Raw genomic sequence first — 21,196 nt, 5'->3', positions numbered from 1 at the left:
GGCGCGCCACGTGTTAACGGTGCCGGGCGCCGCTCGTCAAGCGGTGCCGCGGTTCTGGCATGAGTGCCGCAGCAATATATCTTGTACCACCGGCGGCTTGGCGCCGCCGGCAGTCGAGCCTCTGGGCTACTCGGGCCCGGGGGATTACTGGGGCCAATGGGTCAATCGACCCACCGAATCACTCGGCATCTTCGGCAGAAAGGGACTTCACAAGGTCGATAATCCGGCGGCGCACCTTCACATCCGCGATCTTGACGAACGCGCGGTTGAGCTGAAGCCCTTCCGGACTGCCGCAGAATTCGACGGCGAAAGCCATCGAAGTGTCCTCGGCAAATCCTCTATTACCCACCGGCTCCTGCCCTGGCGCATCCTCGAAAAAGAAGGCGACAGGCACGCTGAGTATCGAGGCTATTGCCTGCAGACGGCTGGCGCCGACGCGGTTCGTTCCTTTTTCATATTTTTGGATCTGCTGAAACGTAATACCGAGATTTTCACCAAGCTTTTCCTGGCTCATTCCAAGCATATTGCGCCGAAGGCGGACGCGACTTCCGACATGGATGTCGATCGGATTCGGTTTCTTCTTGTTTTCTTCTGTCATTTTTTCCTCGCCGAATTTTTCCGGCCTTTTCTATTTTTCTCGCCCAAACGAAGCCGGAGCCAACTGCCCCAACAGAAACACCAACCGACTTCGAGAAAATTAGGCGGTAACAGTATGAGTTTCTAATGTGTCGACTGTCAATTCACCCGTAGCCGTTGCCTTACGTTCAAGCTGAGGGCGATTGCGGCAAACACCAACATGATCAGCATTCCGTTAATGCGCCGCCCCGCGGCGGAGATGAAGGCTTGGCCGGAGATCGGCACCCGCACGTCGATGGCGCCACGTGCATCGACCGCCAATGCGTCGACGATGCGTCCCCGCGTATCGACAACGGCGGAAATGCCGTTGTTGGCGGCGCGCAACAGCGGCAATCCGTTTTCCACCGCGCGAATCTGAGCCTGCCTGAAATGCTGGTACGGCCCAGGCGTGTCGCCGAACCATGCGTCGTTGGTGACGTTCACAATAAGCTGGGATGACGTTGCGTCAACAGCCACAAGATCAGGAAAGATCACCTCGTAGCAAATAAACGGCAAGGCGCTGATGCCGCCGGGCAAAGCGATCGGATGGCGCTCGTTGCCGGCGGCGAAATTCATCGGCCCGGCGACGAGCTGTCCGATGCCGAAGCGGCTGAGCAGACCGGAAAACGGCAGATACTCGCCGAACGGGACCAGATGGACCTTGTCGACGGCATCAGCGATTTCGCCCTTGTCATCGATCGCCACCACCGAATTGTAGTAGCGGCTGTCGGCATCCGCCCCGGATCCGCGCTCCTCGCGCACGACGCCGGCAATCAGCATCTGACCAGGCTGCAGCATGTCGCCGACCGCGGTCAGCGCGTCCGGACGCTCGGTGAACAGGAAGGGTACCGAGGTCTCCGGCCACAGGATCAACTGCGGTTTGTTATGGCCGGGATCGGGCGCTGCGGCCGACAGGCCCATCATCGTGGCGAAGATGCGGTCGCGCACCGAGGCGTCCCATTTTTCGCTGAGGTCGACATCCGGTTGCACGATACGGACATCGAGAGTGCGGGTTGTCGGCTTGTCGGGGGTCGCGAGCCTGAAATAGCCGAAGCCAGCATGGGCGGCGACGAGAATGGCAAGCAGGACCACACCGAGACGGACATGCCGGCGTGCTGCAAGCAAGGCCGGCATGGCGAAGACAAAGACCGCCAGCGCGTTCATGCCGACCATGCCGGTCACCGACACGCTTTGCATCAACAGCGGCACGGGCATCGCCGCATAGCCGACGGCATTCCAGGGAAAGCCGGTGAACAGGAAGCCGCGCAGCCATTCCGTCAGGCCAAAAGCAAAGGCAAGGGCGGCAACGCGGCCAATATCGTTGGTCCATAACAGCCGCGCGACGACGGCGGCGAAGCCGTAGAAAAATGCCAGCGCCAAAGGAATGCCGACGACCGCGAAGGGTAAGGCCCAGGCGAAACTGTCGGCCTCGACCAGAAGCGCCTCGCCGATCCACCACAGGCCGGCGAGGAAATAGCCGAAACCGAACCACCAGCCGATGGCAAAAGTCGGCCGCAGGCGCCTGAGCCAGCCGTCGGAAGCCTCGCCGGTGGCGCCGTCGAGCAGCCAGACCAGCAGTGGAAACGAGACGAAACAGACGGCGAAGAAATCGTAAGGCGCCTGGGCGAGCACCGCCAGCGCCCCGGCAAGAAACGCCACCAGCGCGCGTCGCCAGCCCCAAAGCAGAATTATCCGGCCGGCAAGGCGCTCCATACAGACTTCCCAAGTCGCGCGAATCAGGAGCCAAGATTTATCAGATTTATTGAAACGCGAACCGGCCGATCGCTGCGCTATCGGTGCCATCCCTCGATGGTGAGCCCGCTCAGGTGCTCGGCCTCCTCGCGCGGCACGGTGCGCACGGTCTGGGTGAAGGTCCAGACATGGCCTTCGGGGTCGCGCGCCCGATACTGCCGTTCGCCGTAGAAATGGGCGGCAGGCTCCTCGACGATTTGGGCTCCAGCCGCCATTGCCCGCTCACAATGCACGTCCAGGCCGTCTTTCAGATGCACACAGACCGACTGAGTGTTCTTGCCGCCGACGCTTACCGGACTGGCAATATGATCGGCCCATTCGGAATCGACGATGATGTAGCCGTCGCCAAAACGCATTTCGGCATGGACCAGCCGTCCGTCGGCGTCGCTGACCACCATGCTCGGCTCGAAGCCGAAGGCCGTTTCGAGCCATTTCAATGCGGCTCGCGGGTCCTTGTAGAACACACCCGAGCCAAAGGTTGAGTGCTTGAAGGGATCGTCGATCGTCATCGGCCGGGCGACGTTCTGTCCTAGGCCTGCTCGGTGCGGGGGGCGGTCACGCGGCGGCGACGCTCGCCCTTCTGGTTCTGGACGATGCGCACCCGCTTGACGCGGCGCGGATCGGCGTCGAGCACGTGGAATTCGAAGCCGGGGATGGCTTGCACAACCTCACCACGCGCGGGCACGCGGCCCAGCGTGTTGAAGATCATGCCGCCGATCGTGTCGACATATTCACCATGCTCACCGGCGGTAAAGTCCTCGCCGATCATCTTGGCGACCTCGTCGATCTCGGCCTTGCCGTCGACGACGAACACGCCCTCGCCGGTCTGGGTGATCAGCGGCTCGTCCTCGTCATGCTCGTCCTCGATATCGCCGACGACCATCTCGACGATGTCTTCCAGCGAGGCGAGACCATCGGTGCCGCCATATTCGTCGATGACCAGCGCCATCTGGGTTCGCGTCGTCTGCATATGGCCCATCAGGTCGGAGGCAAGCATCGAGGGCGGCACGAAAAGCACCGGGCGGATTAGATTGAGGTCGCCGATGGTGCGGCCGAGATCGACCTGGGCGAGGTCGAGAAGCGTCGTTGCCGGCGTCTTCCTGGATGTTCTGCCCTTCTTGACCCGGGCGACCTTGGTGATGTGGGCCAGCACGTCGCGGATGTGAACCATGCCGCGCGGATCGTCGAGCGTCTCGGAATAGACCGGCATGCGGGAATGGCCGGACTGCTCGAACAGACCGAGCAGATCGCCCAACGTCGTGGTGATCTCGACGGCCTCAATATCGGCGCGCGGCACCATGACGTCCTCGACGCGTACCTCGCGCAGGCGCAATATGTTGTTGAGCATGGCGCGTTCGCCGGGCGAGAAAGACCCGGCATCGCTGGTCGTTTCGGCAAGCGCGCCGGCGATTTCCTCGCGCAGGCTGGTGCCGTTCCGCTGCCTGAAAAGGCCCAAGACGCGGTCGAACAGGGACGGACCGGCAGGCGATGGCTCGCTGGCAATGCTACCAGAAGCGGGGCTGCCGGAACTGGGACTCGGACTCGATCCCTCTTCCGTCGTATCGGAAGGCTTTGTCGCACTGCCAGCCTCGGGGCGGGCGGCAGTTTCTGGTTTGTCGTTCATCGTCGTCCGGTCAATTGGTCTTTTGTCATTACGTGTAGGGATCGGGAATGGCAAGCCTTGCGAGCGCTGAGCGCTCGATGGCTTCCATCTCATCGGCCTCTGCATCGGTCTCGTGATCGTAGCCCAGCAAATGCAGCAGGCCGTGGATGACGAGATGGGTGATATGGTTCTCGAAGGGCTTGTCTTCCAGGGCTGCTTCGCGCGCCACCGTCTCGGCGGCCAGCACGATGTCACCCAGCATGGGCGGCAGCTTGCCACCCCTGGGGAACGGAAAAACAGGGAAAGACAAGACGTTGGTCGCCTTGTCCTTGCCGCGCCAGCCGGCATTGAGGGTACGGATATGGGCATCGTCGGAAAAGACGATGCTGAGTTCGGAAGGACCGGCAGCAGCGGTTTCGGCAAAGGCAGCCGACACGGCGCGATCGACCAGACGCGTCAGCGCCGCCTCATCGGGCCAGTCGCCGGCCTCGACCGACATATCGATCTCGACGGGAACCGAACTATCCCCGCCGCCAGGTCTTATGTCTTCAGGCATGAGCCCGCATCGTCACATCAGCTCTCGGCGCCGAGGCCGCGCGCCAGCTTGGCGTCGCGGTCATAGGCCCTGACGATTTCGGCCACCAGCGGGTGGCGCACAACGTCGACATCGTTGAAGCGCACGGTTACCGCGCCGGCCACGCCGTCAAGGACACGCAAGGCTTCGACGAGGCCCGACTTGGTGCTTGGAGGCAGATCGATCTGCGTCGGATCGCCGGTGACGATCATGCGCGAATTCTCGCCGAGGCGGGTCAAAAACATCTTCATCTGCATCGGCGTGGTGTTCTGCGCCTCGTCGAGGATGACGGCGGCATGCGCCAGCGTGCGGCCGCGCATGAAGGCCAGCGGCGCGATCTCGATGACCTCGGCGGCAATGGCGCGCTCGACCTTGTCGGCCGGCATCATGTCGTAAAGCGCGTCATAGAGCGGCCGCAGGTACGGATCGACCTTTTCCTTCATATCGCCGGGCAGAAAACCCAGCCGCTCGCCGGCCTCGACCGCCGGCCGTGACAGGATGATGCGCTCGACCATGCCGCGCTCGAGCAGCATCGCCGCATGCGCCACCGCCAGATAGGTCTTGCCGGTGCCGGCGGGGCCAATGCCGAAGACAAGTTCCGAACGCTCCAGCGCCCGCATATAGGCGTCCTGGTTGAGCGAACGGGCATAGATCGTCTTCTTGCGGGTGGAGATCTGGGCGGCCGAAACCTTGCCCTTGCGTTCCAGCGTCGGCAGCGTCAGCTGGTCGTCGGCGGCAATCGCCATGCGCACGGCGCCATCGACGTCGGACTGGCCGATATCGGTGCCCTTCTGGAGAATGCCGTAGAGATTGTCGAGTGCGCGGCGCGCCTGTTCGGCCGCCGAGGCCGAGCCCTTGATGGTCAACTGGTTGCCGCGCGAGCGGATGTCGACGCCGAGCTTCTGCTCGAGCCGGGCCAGGTTCTCGTCGAACTGGCCGTACAGGGCGCTGGCAAGCTTGTTGTTGTCGAAAGTCAGAACGATGTGCGCCATGTCAGAGGCCCCGGATGTCTGGTTCTGGGGCAGAGTCTTCACTTCAGCAGCGCTCAACCGTCTCTCCTCATCTGCCGAGGCCATCAAACCAACTCGGCGAACAGGCTATTGTAGCCCGTCTTCGTGATTCGCACCCGGATAATGTCACCGATTTCCCCGGCCTTTTCATCAACAATAACCGGCTGCAGCCAGGGCGAGCGGCCGACCTTCTGGCCGGCCTGACGGCCGGGTTTCTCGATCAGCGTGTCGATGGTGCTGCCGACCAGGCCCAAGCCGAAATCCTGCTGCTGCTTGAGCAACAATGCCTGCAGCTGTTGCAAACGTTCATCCTTGACCGCTTCCGGCACGTGATCGGGCATATCGGCGCCCGGCGTGCCGGGACGCGGCGAATATTTGAACGAGAAGGCCGAGGCGTAGTTCACCTGGCGCACCAGACCCATCGTGGCCTCGAAATCCGCCTCGGTTTCACCGGGGAAGCCGACGATGAAGTCACCGGACAGCGCGATGTCGCCGCGTGCAGCGCGGATGCGCTCGAGCAGCGCCAGATAGTCCTTGGCCGTGTGCCTGCGGTTCATCGCCTTGAGGATGCGGTCTGACCCGGATTGCACCGGCAGGTGCAGATAAGGCATCAAAGCCGGGAGATCGCGATGGGCAGCGATCAATTCGTCGTCCATGTCGCGCGGATGGCTGGTGGTGTAGCGCAGCCGCGCCAGGCCAGGAATTTCGGCCAGCCGGAACAGCAGGCGACCAAGCCCCCATTCCATGCCATCCTCACCCTTGCCGTGCCATGCATTGACGTTCTGCCCCAGCAGCGTCACCTCGCGCACACCGGCATCGGCCAGCCGCTCGGCTTCGGCGACGATCTGCGCCACCGGCCGCGACACTTCCGAGCCCCTGGTATAGGGCACGACGCAGAAGGTGCAGAATTTGTCGCAGCCTTCCTGCACCGTGAGGAAGGCGGTGACGCCGCGCTTGATCATTTCGGCGCGCTTCGGCTGCGGCAGATGCTCGAACTTGTCCTCGATGGCGTATTCGGTCTCGACGATCTTCTCGCCGCCACGCACCCGGGCCAGCACATCGGGCAGCCGGTGATAGGTCTGCGGGCCGATGACCAGATCGACAGCAGGCGAACGGCGGATGATTTCCGCGCCTTCGGCCTGCGCGACGCAACCGGCGACGCCGATCAGCATTTCGCGCCCAACTGCTGCGCGTTCAGCCTTCATGTCGCGGATGCGGCCGAGCTCGGAATAGACCTTTTCCGCCGCCTTCTCCCTGATATGGCAGGTGTTGAGCAGCACCAGGTCGGCGTCGGCGATGACATCGGTCGCGGTGTAGCCGTCGGCTGCCAGCGCATCGGTCATGCGCTGTGAGTCATAGACATTCATCTGGCAGCCATAGGTCTTGACGAAGACCTTTTTGGCCGAGGCGGACGCCACAGCAGCGCTTTGCAAGGCGCTGTCGGTTTCGTTCCGCTCTATCGTGTTCAAATCCATCCGGCGGCTTCTAACGCCTTTCCGTGACAAAAAACAGACGATTCTAGGTTGCGCTACCGACTCTGGCGCGGGTCGGCGAGCGCGGCCTGCATCATGGCGCGCACCTGGCTTTCCATCAGCCTCGACGTTTCCTTGCGGTTCGAGCCCTTGGAAAAGGCGATGGGCTCGCCGAAATGCACCTCGACGTCAATGGCGCCTTCGGCCATCAGCACCTTGAGATGCGGCATCAGGTCCTGATCGCCGATCCAGGCAGCGAGCGGCCGGTGGCGACGGCCGAGAGGCACGCCGTGCACCCGCGTGTAGGCAATCGCCAGCGGCTGGATGAAGACCTGCTCGGCCGCGCCTTCCGAAATCGCCATCGAGGCGGCGCCGAACAAGGTGCTCTTGAACGGCAGGATGGTGTTGCCGTCGCCGGTAGAGCCCTCGGCAAACAGCACCATGGCGTCGCCCTTGGCCATGCGGCTGGCGATCTCGCTGGCCTGGTCGCCAGCTGTCCGCTTGCGCTCGCGTTCGATGAAGACCGTACGCTGCAGTTTCGACAGCCAGCCGATCAGCGGCCATCCCTCCATGTCCGCCCGAGCGATGAAGGTCACATCGGCAAAGGAGCCCAGCACCATGATGTCGGTCCAGGAGATATGGTTCGAGGCGACCAGCAGCGGGCGCTGGCTGGACAGCGCACCTTTGACATGGATGCGCAGGCCGAGCGTCCGGACGATGAGGCTGTGCCAGGCCTTCAGAATGACCGTCTCGCGCCAGATTCCGGTCTTCATCGACAGCAGCTGCAAAGGCACAAGGACCAGCGAACCGATGACAACGAGGCTCAGCGCCAGGAAAATCCTGATTTTTCCGATCATGCAGCTTGGCCCTGCCCCAAAACTTTGGCTAGCGAAGATCGCGGCGCATGACAAGCGCGCCGGTAGGACCATGTTCGGTCGAGCGGTAATAATTGGCGCGGTGGCCGACCTGGCGGAAACCCAGCCGCCGGTAGAGGGCGATGGCAGCGACATTGGTCTCGTCGACCTCAAGGAACAGCGCCTCGGCCCGCTGCGCATGCAATTCGCGCAGTACCGCGTCCATCAACTGCCAGCCGAGCCCCTGGCGGCGATGCGAGCGCGCCACCGCCACGGTCAGAATCTCGCCCTCGCCGGCTGCAAGCCTGGCCAGCACGAAGCCGACCGGCGGCTTGGCGCCCTGGCCGATTTCGCGCGCGGCATAGCCGAACACGGTTTCCTGTTCGAGCAACGCGGCGAACTCGCCATCGGTCCAGGGCCGGACGAAATCCTCGCGGTGCAGCACCGACGCTGCCGGGCTGTCGGCGATGGTCAGCGGCTCGAGCGCATAGTCCCTGCGGCGCGGCTGGAGGAAAGGGATGCGCATCACTTTTCCTGCCTCAACAGGATGAACCCGGCCTGCGCCTTGGCATCGGCGCCGCGCAGATAGAGTGGCTTCGGCTTGTCGCCCTCACCTTTTGCAGCGGCGAGCCGGGCGTAGACGGCAATGTCGGCGGTGGCAGCCGTCGGGCCGATATCGAAATCGCGACCGGCCGCGGCTGCGATCTGCACGGCGGCCGTGCCGGCAAGCACCGGACGATTGTCCGCCGCCATTCCCGCGGCTTGGGCAAGTGTGGTCACAGCCGGACCATAGCGCAAAATCGCTTCCGCATCGTAAAACGCCGCATGGATCTCCTCGCGGCCTGCATCGAGAGCCGCCAGGATCGGGCGGCCGGGAAATGCCGCCCTCGCCTCGGCCGCCAGCGCCTCCAGTGTCGTTACCCCGATCGCCGGGATCTTCAGCGCCAGCGCCAGGCCGCGCGCCGCCGAGACGCCCACCCGCAGGCCGGTGAAGGAACCCGGACCGATGGAGACCGCAACGGCGCCAAGGCCGGCATAATCGGTGCCGTCCGCTTTCAACGCTTCGTCAATGACAGCCATCAGGTGTTCGGCGTGGCCTTTGCCGAGATCGAGTACCGAGCGGCCGAGCTCTCTGTCGCCCGATGCGTCATAGACGCAAGCGGCGCAGAGATTGGCGGCACAGTCGATGGCGAGCAGTTTCATGGGCGACCGGTTCGAAAAACAGTCTCCCTCTGCCCGCCACGGCGCGCCGCCGCAAGAGCCAGCGCGTAAATTGTTAAGCGGCTTCGCTTCGGTGCAGGCCGGACGGCTTACGCCGCCGGCGCGATGCGCAGCATGTGGTTGTCCCAGACATAGTCGGGCTCGGAGCGCGTCGCGCCGCTGCCTTCGATGATTTCGCCGGCACCCGTGGTTGCCATGAAGCCCGGGCCGTCGGGCGCCAGGCCGCAGACCTCGACCAGCGCCTTGGTGGCGACGATCTTGCCGCTGGCGGCGTCGATGACGGCCAGCGAATTGCCTTCCGGCGAAGACACCGCGACCGTGCCGGCAATCGGGTTGGCGGCGACCGAGCCGATGTAATTCCGGAAGCCGGATAGCACGTCCTGCGGCATGTCGAGCAGCTGCAGCCCCTTGCCGCGCGTGGCGCGGCCGACCAGCGGTGGCCGCTCGGTGCCCGGCCCGCGGTACTGGCAGCCGAACCAGATGGTGCCTGTGGGGTCGGCATCCATGTGGCGAATCGACAGCTGGTGCAGAGCCGGCGGCAGTTCGTGCTTTTCGATGAGATCGCCGGTTGTGCGATCGACCAGCACATAGGACGGCTTCATGGTGGCGATGTTGAGCTCGGCGCGGCCATAGTCGGGATGGGTCTCGATGCCGCCATTGGCGATGGCGATCGTCCGGCCGTCTCCGAGCAGCAAGAGCTCATGCGGCCCCATGCCATAGGTCGGAAACTCGCCGATGCGGCTGAACTTGGCCCGTGCGTCGTAGATCCCGACGACGCCGGCGGCATTGTCGAAATTGTTTTCGGTGACGTAAAGCAGCGCGCCGTCGGTGGAAAACACACCGTGGCCGAAGAAATGCCGACCGGTGATGCTGACGATGGTCAGCGGCGGCTCGCGGCCGGCATGGTCGAAGACCACGGCGAAGGTGCCGGGTTGCCGGGCGAAGACCACGGAGCGCTTCGAGACCGGATCGAAGGTGACGTCGTGGCCACGGTCGGGCAGGTCGATCGCATGCAATACTTTTCCGGCTTCCGACAACACAGCGGCGCCAAAGCTGCCGTCACGCTTGACGAAGGCGGTGGCAAAGACGGCATCGGCGGCAAGCGTGTCCGCCCAGGCCCGCGGCGCCATTGACGCGACGAAGCCGGCGCCGGCAGCCCTGAGAAAATCGCGGCGGTCGATCAGCGGCGTCCTCATGATCAGTCTCCGTCGAGCGAGGAGAAGCCGGCGGTCAGGCCGAACTCGGCGGTCAGCCTGGTTCCGATCAGGCCCGACAGGCTGGAGGTGATCAGCGCGAAATGCTCGAGTTTTCCGCGCTCCGCGGGATCGGCCAGCGTCTTGTCGATCGGACCCTGGATGGATTTGGCAGTGGCAACGCCATTGATGAGCTGGATATGGATGGATTCCGCCATCCATCTGCTATCCTCGGGCAGCGCGTCGCCGAGCTTCGAGGCCTGGAACAGCGCATCAATGCCGGAGAGGTTGCCGGCTAATGACAGGCCGGTGTTTTGCGACCGCCAGTAGATCGCCTGCCTTGGCTTGTCAGCCTCCGGCTTGGCGCCGAAAAAACCTTTGAGGCGCACGTCGCGGACCATTTCCAGCTCGTTGATGAAGACGCCGACCAGTTCGGTCACCGCTTCGGTGCCGTCGCGGTAAAGCGCATTGTCGGGTCCGGGATTAGCCCACGAGGCTGCAAAACCGTCCGGTTTTTTCCAGGCCGCGTCGACATCGGCCGCCATGGTCTCGATGTTCTTGGCGACTGCCGCGCCATAGGCGCAGCGATAGGGCTCGTCCTTGCCGACGAGCGTCTCGGCGCCGTCGCCGTAAAGCACGAACTCAAGCGCCCCTAATCCCTGCATCGCGACACTCTTGCCCGCCAGCTGCGCCGGATCGGTGGCGGTCGGATCCTTGCCGGCCAGCGCCGCCTGCACCTGCTTCAGGCCGATGCTCTTTCGGTCCGGCCAGTAGAGCATGCGCTCCAGCCGGTTGTTCTCCTTGATTGGCCCGAAGCCGATGATTTCAGCCGACGACCAAGCTGCGACCGTGGCCGAGAATCCGGCATGCGCGGCATCGAGGTTGCCCTGCGACGGCGCCTGGCAGAGCGCGTCCATGGCCTTCGCCAAGGTGCCGGCATGGCCATGCAGGCTGGCATAGGCGGGGCGGACAAAGCCGTCGATCGCTCTTTGGATCACGTCGGAGGCTTTCACCGAGGCCGATGCCGGGGACGCACCGAACAGAGCCAATGGGAGGAGGAGAACAGGCAAAACCCGCTTGAGCATCAGAATGACTCCAGGAATTTGATGAGAGCATCGCGGTCGGCCGTATTGGCGGCGGCAAAGCGATCGCGCGCCTTCTGCCCCTCGCCGCCATGCCACAGGATCGCTTCGGTAAGCGTGCGCGCACGCCCGTCATGCAGGAAGAAAGCGTTGCCGTTGACGGTCTTTGTCAGGCCGATGCCCCATAGCGGCGGGGTGCGCCATTCACTGCCCGTGGCATCGCCCACCGCCTGGCCGTCGGCAAGGCCAGGCCCCATGTCGTGCAGCAGAAAGTCGGAATAGGGCCAGATCAGTTGGAACGCCTGCGCCTTGTTCCCGCGCATGGTGACGAATTTCGGCGTATGGCAGGCAATGCAGCCCATCTCGTAGAACAGCTTCTTGCCGGCGAGCACGGCGGGTGCGCCGACATCGCGCCGCGCCGGCACCGCAAGGTTCTGTGAATAGAAGGTGACGAGGTCCATCACCGGTGGTGGCGCCTCGACCGGGCCGAGCCGCTTCTGCACGCCATTGGGCATGGCTAAGCAGGCCTCTTCGGCTGCGGTGCAATCGCCCCAGTGGCTGGGCTCTTCCGGCGTCGAAATGCCGATATCGCCGGCAAAGGCGTCCGCCGCCTGCTGGCGGATCGATGCGGTCTGCGCCTTCCAACCGAAGCGGCCAAGCGTCAGTTGCCCGCTGCTGAGGTCACGCACCATGTTGGGCTTGCCGGAAATGCCGTCGCGGTCGTCGGGATCGGCATGGGCAAGGATGTCGGCCGGCGCGATCTGTTCGATCAGGCCAAGGCCGATCATGGGCGGGGTCAGACGTGGCGACAGCGTGGTGCGCGGGTCAAGCGGGCCGTAGCCAAGCCCGTCGAGCGAATAGCTCGGCTTGCGCAGCGAAACGATGCTACCGTCACCGAGCGTGACCTTTTCCTTGCGATAATCGACATACATGCGGCCTTCGCCCTTGAGGCCGGGCACCGCCAGTTCCTGCAACTGCGCGCCGTAGACCGGATCGGGGAAGTTCAGCACCTTGTGCACGGCAATCTCGGCTTTTTCCTCGGCCGTGCTCGCATCGCGCGCCAGCCGCAGGAACATCGACGTGGTGCGGCTGTCGGCGGCCGGCGGGCGGCCGCGGCCATCCTTCAAATGGCAATTCTGGCAGGCGCGCTCGTTGAACAGGGGTCCGAGACCGTCCGAGGCCTGGGTCGAGGATGGCGACGACACCCAGTTCTTGCGGAAAAGCGCATTGCCGAGCTTGAAATTGCCCTGTTCCTCGAAGGTAATGTTTTCAGAGGGTTGCGAGAAGGCGTCGCGGTCGACCTGCTTGCGCGACGTGCCGGCGCCGCCTTGCATCGTTTCGAAGGATTCGGGCTTGGAGAAATCCTGGGTTGGCCTGGTAACTGCAAGGACGCGGGCCTGGTCCTTCGGCGTCAGGTCGGTGCGGCTCGTGGCGAGGCCGACCGGTTCCGACGATCCGGCCAGGGCCGGGGCCAAAATTGCCGCCAGGGTTACAACCGAAAGCCCGCGAAAGGCCTGATATCGCGGGTTTTTGAGGAGCAGCGGGCCGGCGGCCCGCCGCAAGCGGCGCAGAATATCTATGGGGCGCCGCATTCCTGCATGGTCCTATTCCGCCTCGTCCGCCGATGCGGCGTTGAGCTGGCCGTATTTTTCCTCGCCGATCGAGGCAAGGAGGTCGAGCTGCGTCTCGAGGAAGTCGATGTGACCTTCCTCATCCGCCAGCAATTCCTCGAACAGCTTCATCGTCACGTAGTCGCCGGCTTCGTTGCAGATCTCGCGCGAACGCTTGTAGGCGGTGCGTGCGTCATATTCGCCGGCGAGATCGGATTCGAGCACTTCCTTGACGTTCTGGCCGATGCGCAACGGCGCCACGGACTGCAAATTGGGATGCCCTTCGAGGAAGATGATACGGGCCACCAGCCGGTCGGCATGGTGCATCTCCTCGATCGATTCGGCGCGTTCCTTCTTTGCCAGCTTGGCATATCCCCAATCTTCGAGCAGGCGGAAATGCACCCAGTATTGATTGACGGCGCCAAGCTCCAGGAACAGAGCCTCGTTAAGCCGCTCGATGATCTGCGGTTCGCCTTTCATGGATTCTGCTCCCATATTGGACGCGCAGGCCTCTGACGCGATCCAGGTGTGAAACGATGTCCACGCCGCTCGCCTCCGAACGGGCGTGGTAATTTTCGGTGACCCGAATGATCGTTTCGACCACATTTGGGAAGCAGCCGCAACAGCGACCGCGCTTTTGCATCGTGTGATAGACCTTCGCCGGCACGATCAGTTGCCAGGGGTCCTGATCCAGCAGATCGACGATCGTCTGCTCAATCTCCTTTTCGGTGATGATGTTGCAATGGCAGATCAGCATGGATTGGCTCTGGCTGACGGCGCCCCTCCGCGCCGTTTGGCTAGTGGTTGGTTGGGGTGCTACTTGAACACCTTGTCCGGTGCGTCGAGGCTGTCGGACCCCTCGAAGGCTATGTTGTTCAGCTTCAGCGCGCCGACGGCGCGTTCGATCGACTTGGTCTGGTCGACCAGCGCGTCGATTGCCGCCTGCACGGTAGCATTGCCTTCGGTGTTGCCCTCGGCGATCTGCTGGTCGTAGGCATCACCGGCCACTCCCCGCGCCTTGATCGCCTCCATCTTGGCGACCGAGACATCGAGCTTGTCGGACAGTTCCTTGTCGATCGCCGGATCGGCCGCCTTGACCATATCGTGCACCGACGGGCCTGAAACGACGGTGCCGTCGATGCGCGTGTAGCTGGCGAGATAGGCGGCGCGGATGCCGATGGCGTCATAGAGATGCGAGTTGTAGGTATTATCCGAGAAGCAGTCGTGCTCCTCTTCGGGATCGTGCAGCAGCAGGCCGAGTTTCATGCGCTCCCCGGCCAGTTCGCCGTAGGACAGCGAGCCCATGCCGGTGAAGATCACCGAGATAGCGGTGTTCGGCTGGCCATCGACGAGGTTCTTGCGGGCGGCGCCGTCTTCCTTCCAGTTGCCGACCATCTCCTGCAGGTCGGAGACCAGAAGATCGCTGGCCGACTTCAGATACTCGGCCCGGCGATCGCAATTGCCGCCGGTGCAGTTCTTGAGGTCGTAGTCGGTGTACGGACGCTCGCCGGCGCCCGGGCCGGTGCCGTGCAAGTCCTGGCCCCAGAGCAGGAATTCGATGGCGTGATAACCGGTGGCGACATTGGCCTCGATGCCGCCGGCCTCCTGCAGCGTGCCGGCGAGGAACTCCGGCGAAAGCTTCGAGGCGTCGACCTTCTTGCCGTCGATCTCGATGTCCTTGTTGGCGATGACATTGGCGGTGTAGAGCGCGTTCGCGTCGGACTCGGTGCCGTAGCTCTTGGCGACGTAGTCGATCAGGCCTTCGTCGAGCGGCCAGGAGTTCACCTTGCCTTCCCAGTCGTCGACGATCTTGTTGCCGAAGCGGTAGACCTCGGTCTGCTGGTAGGGCACGCGCGACGCCTTCCAGGCATCGCGGGCGGCATTCAGCGTGTCCGCCGACGGGTTGGCAAGCAGCGCGTCGACAGCCTTGTCGAGCGCCTGCGCCGTGGTCAGCGAATCCTCGTACTTGGCCAGCGCGATGTCGGAATAGGTCTTGATGACCGCCTTGGCATCGATCTCCGCCGCCTTGGCCGGCAGGATGAAAACCGCCGCCGTCAACATAGCCGTGGCACCGATCGCAGCCAGTCTGCCGCCATATCGCGCTGTCATCATCAGTCTCCAGTTCAAAGGGGATTCGGTAAAAGGCGCGCGTGCCAAACGGTGCCGGGACATAGGCATGCCGTAGGACACCACAGATGCCGCGCCGCTCTGCGGCTCACGGGAGAAAGACACCAAATGCCTCCAATCGAACGGGTTCAAGGCCCAAACATCAAAGGGATGCGCTGACGCGCGAGCCTCCATAAAACGATCGCGAGGCCGGAAGTCAACTGGTGAACCCTAGAAAATTCAATTGAAACAACAGTTTAGAATTATTCTAAACTAGCACTATCAACTTTAAATCGTAGCCAGCAGCCAAGGTGAGAGACGCCGCGATTGACAAGCGACCGTTCCGGGTGCGACCCGGACCGGGGCTCTTGCGACGGCGGCAGACAATCGCCATCTGGCGGAACGGCTCACAATCAAAGCATGATGTCGTCCGAAAACCGCTTCACACTTTTCGGCATCATGCTCCAGATTTGAAACAGGAATTCGGGTTGCGATGAAGAACGGGGTCGTCATTGTCGGTGCGGGTCATGCGGGCGTGCAAGCGGCCGCCAGCCTGCGCGAGGAAGGCTATGACGGGCCTGTCATACTGATCGGCGACGAAACCGATCTGCCCTATCACAAGCCGCCGCTGTCGAAGACCTTCATCAAGGACGCCGATGCCAAGCCGCAACCCTTGCGCGGCGAGGCCTTTTACACCGGCAGCGCCATCGACTTCAGGCCGGGCATCCGAATAGACAGCCTCGATACGGCAGGCTGCAAGCTGGAGGTAGCGGGCGGCGGCGTGCTGCCGTTCGACCGGCTCATCCTGGCCACCGGTTCGCGGCCGCGGCTTCTGCCGCTGCCGGGCGCCGACCTCTCGGGCGTGCTGTCGCTGCGCTCGATCGCCGATGCGCGGCTGATCCGCGCGCTCAGCGCCCAAAGCGAAGACGTGGTCATCCTCGGCGGCGGCTTCATCGGGCTGGAGATCGCGGCAACGCTGAGGGCCGCCGGCCGCAACGTCACCCTGGTCGAGGCTGTCGACCGGCTGCTTGGCCGCGCCGTGGCGCCGGTGGTGGCGAGCCATGTCCGCCAACGGCTGGAGGCGATCGGCGTTCGTATCCTCACCGGCACAACCATTGCCAGGCTGGAAGGGGAAAACGGCCATGTCTGCGCTGCCATCACCTCCACCGGCGAAAGGCTGCCCGCGCGCATGGTCATCGTCGGCATCGGCGCCGTGCCGAATGTCGAACTTGCGCAGGCTGCCGGACTGACTGTCGCCAATGGCATCCGCGTCGACCAACAGATGCGCACCTCAGTGCCTGATATTCTGGCCATCGGCGACGCCGCTTCCTACCGCCACTGGTCGACCGGCGGCGACGTGCGGCTGGAATCGGTGCAGAACGCCACCGACCAGGCGCGGCTTGCCGCACGCACGATCACCGGCCATACGGACGCCTATGCGGCGGTGCCGTGGTTCTGGTCTGACATCGGCGACATGAAACTGCAGATGGTCGGGCTGACCTCGGGCGGCGACAGCCATGTCGTGCTGGGCGACCTCGCTGAGAACAAGTTCTCGATCTACCACTATGCTGGAAGCCGGCTGCTCGGCATCGAATCCGTCAACAGGCCGGGCGACCATATGCTGGGCCGCAAGATGCTCGGGGCCGGGTTTTCGCCGATGGCGCAGACGATTGCTGAGGGACCTGACGGGCTGAAGGCTGCACTGGCAGCGTTCCAGCAGGATGAGCCGGCACGGGCTGCGGGCTAGACGCACTTACCCTCCCCCTTGTGGGGAGGGTCGCTGCGAAGCAGCGGGGTTGGGGTCGGCGCGAGGCCCCCCCACCCGGACCTGCGGTCCGACCTCCCCACAAGGGGGAGGTAGGTTTTGCGCTAGGCAGTGCAGACTTCGCGGATCGAGCTTTCCAGAATGTCGAGCGCCTCGTTCATGACATTGTCCTGGATGGTGATCGGAGCCAGGAAACGGATGACGTTGCCGTAGACGCCGCAGGTCAGCAGGATCAGCCCCTTGTCGAGCGCCTTCAGCCGGATCGCATTGGCGATCTCGGCCGACGGCAGGCCCTTCTTGACGTCGTTGAACTCGACCGCGTTCATGAAGCCGAGACCCCTGATGTCGACAATCTCGGGCACATCGTCGCGGATCGACTGCAGCCGCTGTTTCAGCCGGGCGCCCAGCGTATTGGCGCGGTCGCACAGCTTTTCGTCCTCGATTACGTCGAGCACGGCGTGTGCTGCGGCGACACCGATCGGGCTGCCGCCATAGGTGCCGCCGAGCCCGCCAGGACCGGGCGCATCCATGATGTCGGCGCGGCCGGTGACCGCCGCCAGCGGGAAGCCGCCGGCCAGGCTTTTCGCCATGGTGGTAATGTCGGCCGCGACCTCATGATGATCCATGGCGAACATCTTGCCGGTGCGGGCAAAGCCGGTCTGCACCTCATCGGCGATCAGCAGCATGCCGTGCTGGTCGCAGAGCTTGCGCAGCGCCGTCAGGAATTCGCGTGGCGCGTCGTAGAAGCCGCCCTCGCCCTGGACCGGCTCGATGATGATGGCGGCAACGCGAGCCGGATCGACATCGGCCTTGAACAGTTTGTCGAGTGCGACCAGCGAATCGGCTGTAGACACGCCGTGCAGCGGCACCGGAAACGGCGCGTGGTAGACGTCGCCCGGCATGGCGCCGAAGCCGACCTTGTAGGGCACGACCTTGCCGGTCAGCGCCATGCCCATGAAGGTGCGGCCGTGGAAGCCGCCGGCAAAGGCGATGACGGCTTGGCGGCCAGTGGCGTTGCGGGCGATCTTGATGGCGTTCTCGACCGCTTCAGCACCCGTAGTGACGAAGATGGTCTTCTTCTCGAACTTGCCGGGCAGCATGCCGTTCAGCCGTTCGGCCAGCCTGACATAGCTCTCATAGGGCACGACCTGGTGGCAGGTATGGGTGAAGCGGTCGAGCTGTGCCTTGACCGCCTCGATCACCCTGGGATGGCGGTGGCCGGTGTTGACGACGGCGATACCGGAGGAGAAATCGATGTATCGGCGGCCTTCTACATCCCAGATCTCCGAATTCTCGGCGCGGTCGGCATAGATCTGCGTCGTCATGCCGACGCCGCGCGAGATCGACTGGTTCTTGCGCTCAGAAATGGCTGCGTTCTTCATTTCGTCCCTCATCGGGCCGACGCCCGTTCTCGTTAGATGAATGCCAAGGCCTCTTCTGACCTTATTTCACGTTTTCCTCAAGTTGGCACCGCCGCCGGGCGATTGGGCCTGTCGTCGATGCGGGCCACTTCGACAGACCGGTCTTAACCAGCCGACCGATACACGTACGGGGCAGTCCGTGACAGCTCACCCGTCACCGGGAACGGCGAAGCGATCCCGCTCGCCGCGGTGGCGAACTTCCGCTACGACCTCGAACAGCCGACGGTGTGGCGGCGAAACCGCATCCCGACGATCACCGTTCGCGCAGGCCTCGTTGGCGACGTGCTGCCGGCCACCGTCGTCAACGAATTGAAGCCGTCGGTCGACGCCTTCATCGCCAAACTGCCGCCCGGCTATTCCGTTGCAACCGCCGGCTCGGTCGAGGAAAGCGCCAAAAGCCAGGGACCGATCGCAGCGGTGGTGCCGCTGATGCTGTTCGTGATGGCGACCATCCTGATGATCCAGTTGCAAAGTTTTCAGCGACTGTTCCTGGTCGTGGCGGTGGCGCCGCTCGGCCTGATCGGCGTGGTCGCGGCCCTGGTGCCGAGCGGCGCACCGCTCGGCTTCGTCGCCATTCTGGGCGTCCTGGCGCTGGTCGGCATCCTGATCCGCAACTCAGGTGATCCTGATCGTGCAGATCGAGGATCTGGTGGCCGAGGGCCAAGACCGCTGGGAAGCCGTGATCGAAGCGACCGAGCACCGCATGCGGCCGATCGCGCTGACGGCCGCGGCCGCCAGCCTAGCGCTGATCCCGATCGCGCGCGAAGTGTTCTGGGGCCCGATGGCCTACGCCATGATGGGCGGCATCATCGCCGGCACGGCGATCACGCTGCTGTTCCTGCCGGCGCTTTATGTGACGTGGTTCAGGATCAAGGAGCCTAAGCAGGGGGACGAACCATCTGTTCCGGAGAACGGCGAACTGGCGCAAGACCCCGCTTAAGGCTTTGCCGGATCATTCGTTATCGTTAGAGGGTTCGGGGCGCGATTTCGCTCGCTGCCATGGCGATGATTTTGACGTCCGCCAAGCATGCCAGCCTTTTGGCAAGTCGGCCAATGCCAGGATGCTTTCATCCTGCTGCACCACCTCTTGCAGGCCAACGAGCATTATCTCGCGTTCATCCCAATCTCGAGAGTCGCTGCTATAGAATTGCCAACTGCCCCCTTCATCGTTGTAGTTCTCGTCATCGTCAGCTTCATGCACAACGTATGCGATCCAGTCGCCCCGTTTGAATATGCTCTTGTCCGATAGCACCGCGACATTGGGCGGATCTGCAAACTTCCATTCTTCCATGGAATTCCCCAAGCGATTATTCTGCGGAACAAACTAGTTCACGCCGTCCGAACAAACCCCTCGCTCGCCCTAAGCAAATTGCGTGTGTAATCCTTCTCCACGCGGTGCCCGATCAGCTGGCCCGCCGTCAGGTTCTCCACCGCTTCGCCATTCTGCATCACCATCAGGCGCTCGCACATATGGGTGATGATGGCGAGGTCGTGGCTGACCATCAGGAAGGTCAGCTTGCGCCGACGGCGAACCTCTTCCAGCAGGTTGAGCACTTCCGCCTGCACCGAAGCGTCGAGCGCCGAGGTTGGTTCGTCGAGCAGCAGGATCGACGGTTCGAGGATGAGCGCCCGCGCGATCGCCACGCGCTGACGCTGACCGCCGGAGAGCTGGTGCGCGTAGCGGAAACGGAAACCGTTGCCTAATCCGACCTCGTCGAGGGCGCGCTGGATGCGTTGCTCGCCATCGGCAAAGCCGTGAATGGCGAGCGGCTCCTGTAGCAGGCGGTCGACGGTCTGACGCGGGTGCAGCGAACCATAGGGGTCCTGGAAGACCATCTGCACTTCGCGATAAAAAGCCTTGTCGCGTCGCGCTCCCAGCGTCTTGCCATTGACCGTGATAGTACCGGATGCGACAGGCACCAGGCCGGCAATGGCTTTGAGCAGCGTCGACTTGCCGGAACCGCTCTCGCCGACCAGGCCGAAGGATTCGCCGGACTTCACCTCGAGGTTCGCCCCTTTCAGCGCGCGAAAACGGTCGAACACCACCTCCAGCCCTTCAATCGAAATGGCTGGCGTCATGCCGCCCACTCCGGCTTGCGGTCGAGCACCGGCAGCGGGTGGCGTTCGTAACCGATCCTGGGCATGCAGTTGAGCAGGCCGCGCGTGTAGGGATGCTGGGCGTCGCGCAGCTCCGACGCCTTGAGCTGCTCGACCACCTTGCCGGCATACATGACGATGACGCGGTCGCAGAAGGAGGCGACCAGCCGCAGATCGTGCGAGATGAAGATCAGACCCATGCCGCGCTCACTGACCAAGCGGTCGAGGATGCCGAGCACATCGAGCTGAACGGTGACGTCGAGCGCCGAGGTCGGCTCGTCGGCGATCATCAGTTCCGGTCCGGCGATCAGCATCATTGCGATCATGGCGCGCTGGCCCATCCCGCCGGACACCTCGTGCGGATGCAGGTCGAAGACACGCGAGGGATCGCGGATCTGCACAGCTTCCAGCATGGCCAGCGCCCGCTCGCGCGCTTCGGCCTTGGAGACCTTTTCATGCGTGCGCAGCGTCTCGACGATCTGGCGGCCGATGCTCATCACCGGGTCGAGCGAATATTTCGGATCCTGCAGGATCATGGCGATGCGTTTGCCGCGCAGCGCCCGGCGCTGGCGGGCGGGTATGTCCAAAAGATCGATGCCGTCCAAGGCGAGCTTCTTGGCCGAAACCAGAGCCTGCGGCGGCGTCAGCCCCATGATGGCGCGGCCGGTCTGCGACTTGCCGGAGCCGCTTTCGCCGACAATGCCCAGCCGCTCTCGGCCGAGCGAGAAGGTGACGCCGCGCACCGCCTGGATGAGGCCGGTCCGAGTCGGGAAGGTGACGCGCAGGTCGTCGACATCGAGAAGTGCACCGCTCATTGGTCA

Annotated in this window: 21 protein-coding genes and 1 pseudogene; 2 read left to right on the top strand and 20 right to left on the bottom strand. The window is 63.6% G+C overall.

Annotated elements, in window-relative coordinates:
• Positions 1-178 precede the first annotated feature (178 nt).
• From AC3EMP_RS07635 to AC3EMP_RS07560, 16 genes are all read right to left on the bottom strand, one after another.
• Positions 179-598: a helix-turn-helix domain-containing protein gene (locus AC3EMP_RS07635; RefSeq protein WP_023669550.1), complete on the bottom strand. Its 420-nt coding sequence runs from the start codon at positions 596-598 to the stop codon at positions 179-181.
• A 137-nt stretch (positions 599-735) separates the two neighbouring features.
• On the bottom strand, positions 736-2,328 hold the full coding sequence (gene lnt / locus AC3EMP_RS07630) for an apolipoprotein N-acyltransferase (RefSeq protein ID WP_023669549.1): 1,593 nt from the start codon (positions 2,326-2,328) through the stop codon (positions 736-738).
• Positions 2,329-2,405: 77 nt separating this feature from the next.
• A complete protein-coding gene (locus AC3EMP_RS07625; protein WP_023669548.1) occupies positions 2,406-2,876 on the bottom strand; it encodes a VOC family protein in 471 nt (156 codons plus the stop codon).
• Positions 2,877-2,896: 20 nt separating this feature from the next.
• Complete coding sequence (locus tag AC3EMP_RS07620; RefSeq protein ID WP_023682011.1) at positions 2,897-3,991, bottom strand: hemolysin family protein; 1,095 nt, start codon at positions 3,989-3,991, stop codon at positions 2,897-2,899.
• 28 nt (positions 3,992-4,019) lie between these two features.
• Positions 4,020-4,526: an rRNA maturation RNase YbeY gene (gene ybeY / locus AC3EMP_RS07615; protein WP_023669546.1), complete on the bottom strand. Its 507-nt coding sequence runs from the start codon at positions 4,524-4,526 to the stop codon at positions 4,020-4,022.
• Positions 4,527-4,543: 17 nt separating this feature from the next.
• Complete coding sequence (locus AC3EMP_RS07610) at positions 4,544-5,536, bottom strand: PhoH family protein (protein WP_027049340.1); 993 nt, start codon at positions 5,534-5,536, stop codon at positions 4,544-4,546.
• A gap of 83 nt (positions 5,537-5,619) precedes the next feature.
• Positions 5,620-7,029, bottom strand: coding sequence for a tRNA (N6-isopentenyl adenosine(37)-C2)-methylthiotransferase MiaB (gene miaB / locus AC3EMP_RS07605; protein WP_352710358.1), 1,410 nt, complete (start codon positions 7,027-7,029; stop codon positions 5,620-5,622).
• Positions 7,030-7,082: 53 nt separating this feature from the next.
• Positions 7,083-7,883, bottom strand: coding sequence for a lyso-ornithine lipid O-acyltransferase (gene olsA, locus AC3EMP_RS07600; protein ID WP_023696735.1), 801 nt, complete (start codon positions 7,881-7,883; stop codon positions 7,083-7,085).
• Positions 7,884-7,911: 28 nt separating this feature from the next.
• On the bottom strand, positions 7,912-8,406 hold the full coding sequence (gene rimI / locus AC3EMP_RS07595) for a ribosomal protein S18-alanine N-acetyltransferase (protein WP_023669542.1): 495 nt from the start codon (positions 8,404-8,406) through the stop codon (positions 7,912-7,914).
• Positions 8,406-9,083 carry a tRNA (adenosine(37)-N6)-threonylcarbamoyltransferase complex dimerization subunit type 1 TsaB gene (gene tsaB, locus AC3EMP_RS07590; protein WP_023711441.1) on the bottom strand — a complete coding sequence of 226 codons (678 nt, stop codon included), beginning with the start codon at positions 9,081-9,083 and terminating at the stop codon, positions 8,406-8,408. Before tsaB ends, rimI begins: the two co-directional genes overlap by 1 nt.
• A gap of 107 nt (positions 9,084-9,190) precedes the next feature.
• Positions 9,191-10,297: a DUF1513 domain-containing protein gene (locus AC3EMP_RS07585; RefSeq protein ID WP_352710355.1), complete on the bottom strand. Its 1,107-nt coding sequence runs from the start codon at positions 10,295-10,297 to the stop codon at positions 9,191-9,193.
• 2 nt (positions 10,298-10,299) lie between these two features.
• On the bottom strand, positions 10,300-11,379 hold the full coding sequence (locus AC3EMP_RS07580) for an imelysin family protein (RefSeq protein ID WP_023692589.1): 1,080 nt from the start codon (positions 11,377-11,379) through the stop codon (positions 10,300-10,302).
• A complete protein-coding gene (locus AC3EMP_RS07575; protein WP_023692590.1) occupies positions 11,379-12,968 on the bottom strand; it encodes a di-heme oxidoreductase family protein in 1,590 nt (529 codons plus the stop codon). The genes AC3EMP_RS07580 and AC3EMP_RS07575 overlap by 1 nt, the downstream gene beginning before the upstream one ends.
• Before the next feature lie 12 nt (positions 12,969-12,980).
• The gene (gene bfr, locus AC3EMP_RS07570) at positions 12,981-13,466 is read right to left on the bottom strand and encodes a bacterioferritin (RefSeq protein WP_023669537.1); all 486 of its coding nucleotides are present in this window, start codon (positions 13,464-13,466) and stop codon (positions 12,981-12,983) included.
• Positions 13,432-13,743, bottom strand: a complete 312-nt coding sequence (locus AC3EMP_RS07565) for a (2Fe-2S)-binding protein (protein ID WP_023751927.1) — start codon at positions 13,741-13,743, stop codon at positions 13,432-13,434. The genes bfr and AC3EMP_RS07565 overlap by 35 nt, the downstream gene beginning before the upstream one ends.
• Positions 13,744-13,802: 59 nt before the next feature.
• Positions 13,803-15,095 carry an imelysin family protein gene (locus tag AC3EMP_RS07560; RefSeq protein ID WP_352710351.1) on the bottom strand — a complete coding sequence of 431 codons (1,293 nt, stop codon included), beginning with the start codon at positions 15,093-15,095 and terminating at the stop codon, positions 13,803-13,805.
• Between the two features lie 490 nt (positions 15,096-15,585).
• Here AC3EMP_RS07560 and AC3EMP_RS07555 point away from each other — a divergent pair, with 490 nt between their 5' ends.
• Positions 15,586-16,839 carry an NAD(P)/FAD-dependent oxidoreductase gene (locus tag AC3EMP_RS07555; protein WP_352710348.1) on the top strand — a complete coding sequence of 418 codons (1,254 nt, stop codon included), beginning with the start codon at positions 15,586-15,588 and terminating at the stop codon, positions 16,837-16,839.
• Between the two features lie 122 nt (positions 16,840-16,961).
• Here AC3EMP_RS07555 and AC3EMP_RS07550 read toward each other — a convergent pair whose 3' ends face one another.
• The gene (locus tag AC3EMP_RS07550; protein ID WP_352710346.1) at positions 16,962-18,239 is read right to left on the bottom strand and encodes a 4-aminobutyrate--2-oxoglutarate transaminase; all 1,278 of its coding nucleotides are present in this window, start codon (positions 18,237-18,239) and stop codon (positions 16,962-16,964) included.
• 195 nt (positions 18,240-18,434) lie between these two features.
• On the opposite strand from AC3EMP_RS07550, the pseudogene AC3EMP_RS07545 reads away from it, so the two are divergent.
• Positions 18,435-19,218 (top strand): annotated as a pseudogene (locus AC3EMP_RS07545) (efflux RND transporter permease subunit); the annotation flags it as partial.
• A gap of 12 nt (positions 19,219-19,230) precedes the next feature.
• Here the strand turns inward: AC3EMP_RS07545 and AC3EMP_RS07540 are convergent.
• From AC3EMP_RS07540 to AC3EMP_RS07530, 3 genes are read right to left on the bottom strand one after another with little or no spacing between them, the layout of a single operon-like run.
• Entirely contained in the window at positions 19,231-19,569 is a 339-nt protein-coding gene (locus AC3EMP_RS07540) for a DUF2185 domain-containing protein (RefSeq protein WP_023696743.1), read from the bottom strand.
• 38 nt (positions 19,570-19,607) lie between these two features.
• Positions 19,608-20,357, bottom strand: coding sequence for an ABC transporter ATP-binding protein (locus AC3EMP_RS07535; RefSeq protein ID WP_023669527.1), 750 nt, complete (start codon positions 20,355-20,357; stop codon positions 19,608-19,610).
• Positions 20,354-21,190: an ABC transporter ATP-binding protein gene (locus AC3EMP_RS07530; RefSeq protein WP_023669526.1), complete on the bottom strand. Its 837-nt coding sequence runs from the start codon at positions 21,188-21,190 to the stop codon at positions 20,354-20,356. Before AC3EMP_RS07530 ends, AC3EMP_RS07535 begins: the two co-directional genes overlap by 4 nt.
• Between the last annotated feature and the right edge of the window lie 6 nt (positions 21,191-21,196).

Source organism: Mesorhizobium sp. P160219 (assembly GCF_057786095.1).
This window is presented reverse-complemented; position numbering and strand designations above follow the sequence as displayed.

Excerpts from the sequence above, each read along its gene's own strand:
- AC3EMP_RS07550 (WP_352710346.1), bottom strand. The coding sequence starts at position 18,239 with ATGAAGAACGCAGCCATTTCTGAGCGCAAGAACCAGTCGATCTCGCGC.
- AC3EMP_RS07565 (WP_023751927.1), bottom strand. The coding sequence starts at position 13,743 with ATGCTGATCTGCCATTGCAACATCATCACCGAAAAGGAGATTGAGCAG.
- rimI (WP_023669542.1), bottom strand. The coding sequence starts at position 8,406 with ATGCGCATCCCTTTCCTCCAGCCGCGCCGCAGGGACTATGCGCTCGAG.
- lnt (WP_023669549.1), bottom strand. The coding sequence starts at position 2,328 with ATGGAGCGCCTTGCCGGCCGGATAATTCTGCTTTGGGGCTGGCGACGC.
- AC3EMP_RS07560 (WP_352710351.1), bottom strand. The coding sequence starts at position 15,095 with ATGACAGCGCGATATGGCGGCAGACTGGCTGCGATCGGTGCCACGGCT.
- AC3EMP_RS07635 (WP_023669550.1), bottom strand. The coding sequence starts at position 598 with ATGACAGAAGAAAACAAGAAGAAACCGAATCCGATCGACATCCATGTC.
- AC3EMP_RS07530 (WP_023669526.1), bottom strand. The coding sequence starts at position 21,190 with ATGAGCGGTGCACTTCTCGATGTCGACGACCTGCGCGTCACCTTCCCG.
- olsA (WP_023696735.1), bottom strand. The coding sequence starts at position 7,883 with ATGATCGGAAAAATCAGGATTTTCCTGGCGCTGAGCCTCGTTGTCATC.
- AC3EMP_RS07625 (WP_023669548.1), bottom strand. The coding sequence starts at position 2,876 with ATGACGATCGACGATCCCTTCAAGCACTCAACCTTTGGCTCGGGTGTG.
- tsaB (WP_023711441.1), bottom strand. The coding sequence starts at position 9,083 with ATGAAACTGCTCGCCATCGACTGTGCCGCCAATCTCTGCGCCGCTTGC.
- AC3EMP_RS07535 (WP_023669527.1), bottom strand. The coding sequence starts at position 20,357 with ATGACGCCAGCCATTTCGATTGAAGGGCTGGAGGTGGTGTTCGACCGT.
- bfr (WP_023669537.1), bottom strand. The coding sequence starts at position 13,466 with ATGAAAGGCGAACCGCAGATCATCGAGCGGCTTAACGAGGCTCTGTTC.
- AC3EMP_RS07540 (WP_023696743.1), bottom strand. The coding sequence starts at position 19,569 with ATGGAAGAATGGAAGTTTGCAGATCCGCCCAATGTCGCGGTGCTATCG.
- AC3EMP_RS07555 (WP_352710348.1), top strand. The coding sequence starts at position 15,586 with ATGAAGAACGGGGTCGTCATTGTCGGTGCGGGTCATGCGGGCGTGCAA.
- AC3EMP_RS07585 (WP_352710355.1), bottom strand. The coding sequence starts at position 10,297 with ATGAGGACGCCGCTGATCGACCGCCGCGATTTTCTCAGGGCTGCCGGC.
- AC3EMP_RS07575 (WP_023692590.1), bottom strand. The coding sequence starts at position 12,968 with ATGCGGCGCCCCATAGATATTCTGCGCCGCTTGCGGCGGGCCGCCGGC.
- AC3EMP_RS07580 (WP_023692589.1), bottom strand. The coding sequence starts at position 11,379 with ATGCTCAAGCGGGTTTTGCCTGTTCTCCTCCTCCCATTGGCTCTGTTC.
- ybeY (WP_023669546.1), bottom strand. The coding sequence starts at position 4,526 with ATGCCTGAAGACATAAGACCTGGCGGCGGGGATAGTTCGGTTCCCGTC.
- AC3EMP_RS07610 (WP_027049340.1), bottom strand. The coding sequence starts at position 5,536 with ATGGCGCACATCGTTCTGACTTTCGACAACAACAAGCTTGCCAGCGCC.
- miaB (WP_352710358.1), bottom strand. The coding sequence starts at position 7,029 with ATGGATTTGAACACGATAGAGCGGAACGAAACCGACAGCGCCTTGCAA.
- AC3EMP_RS07620 (WP_023682011.1), bottom strand. The coding sequence starts at position 3,991 with ATGAACGACAAACCAGAAACTGCCGCCCGCCCCGAGGCTGGCAGTGCG.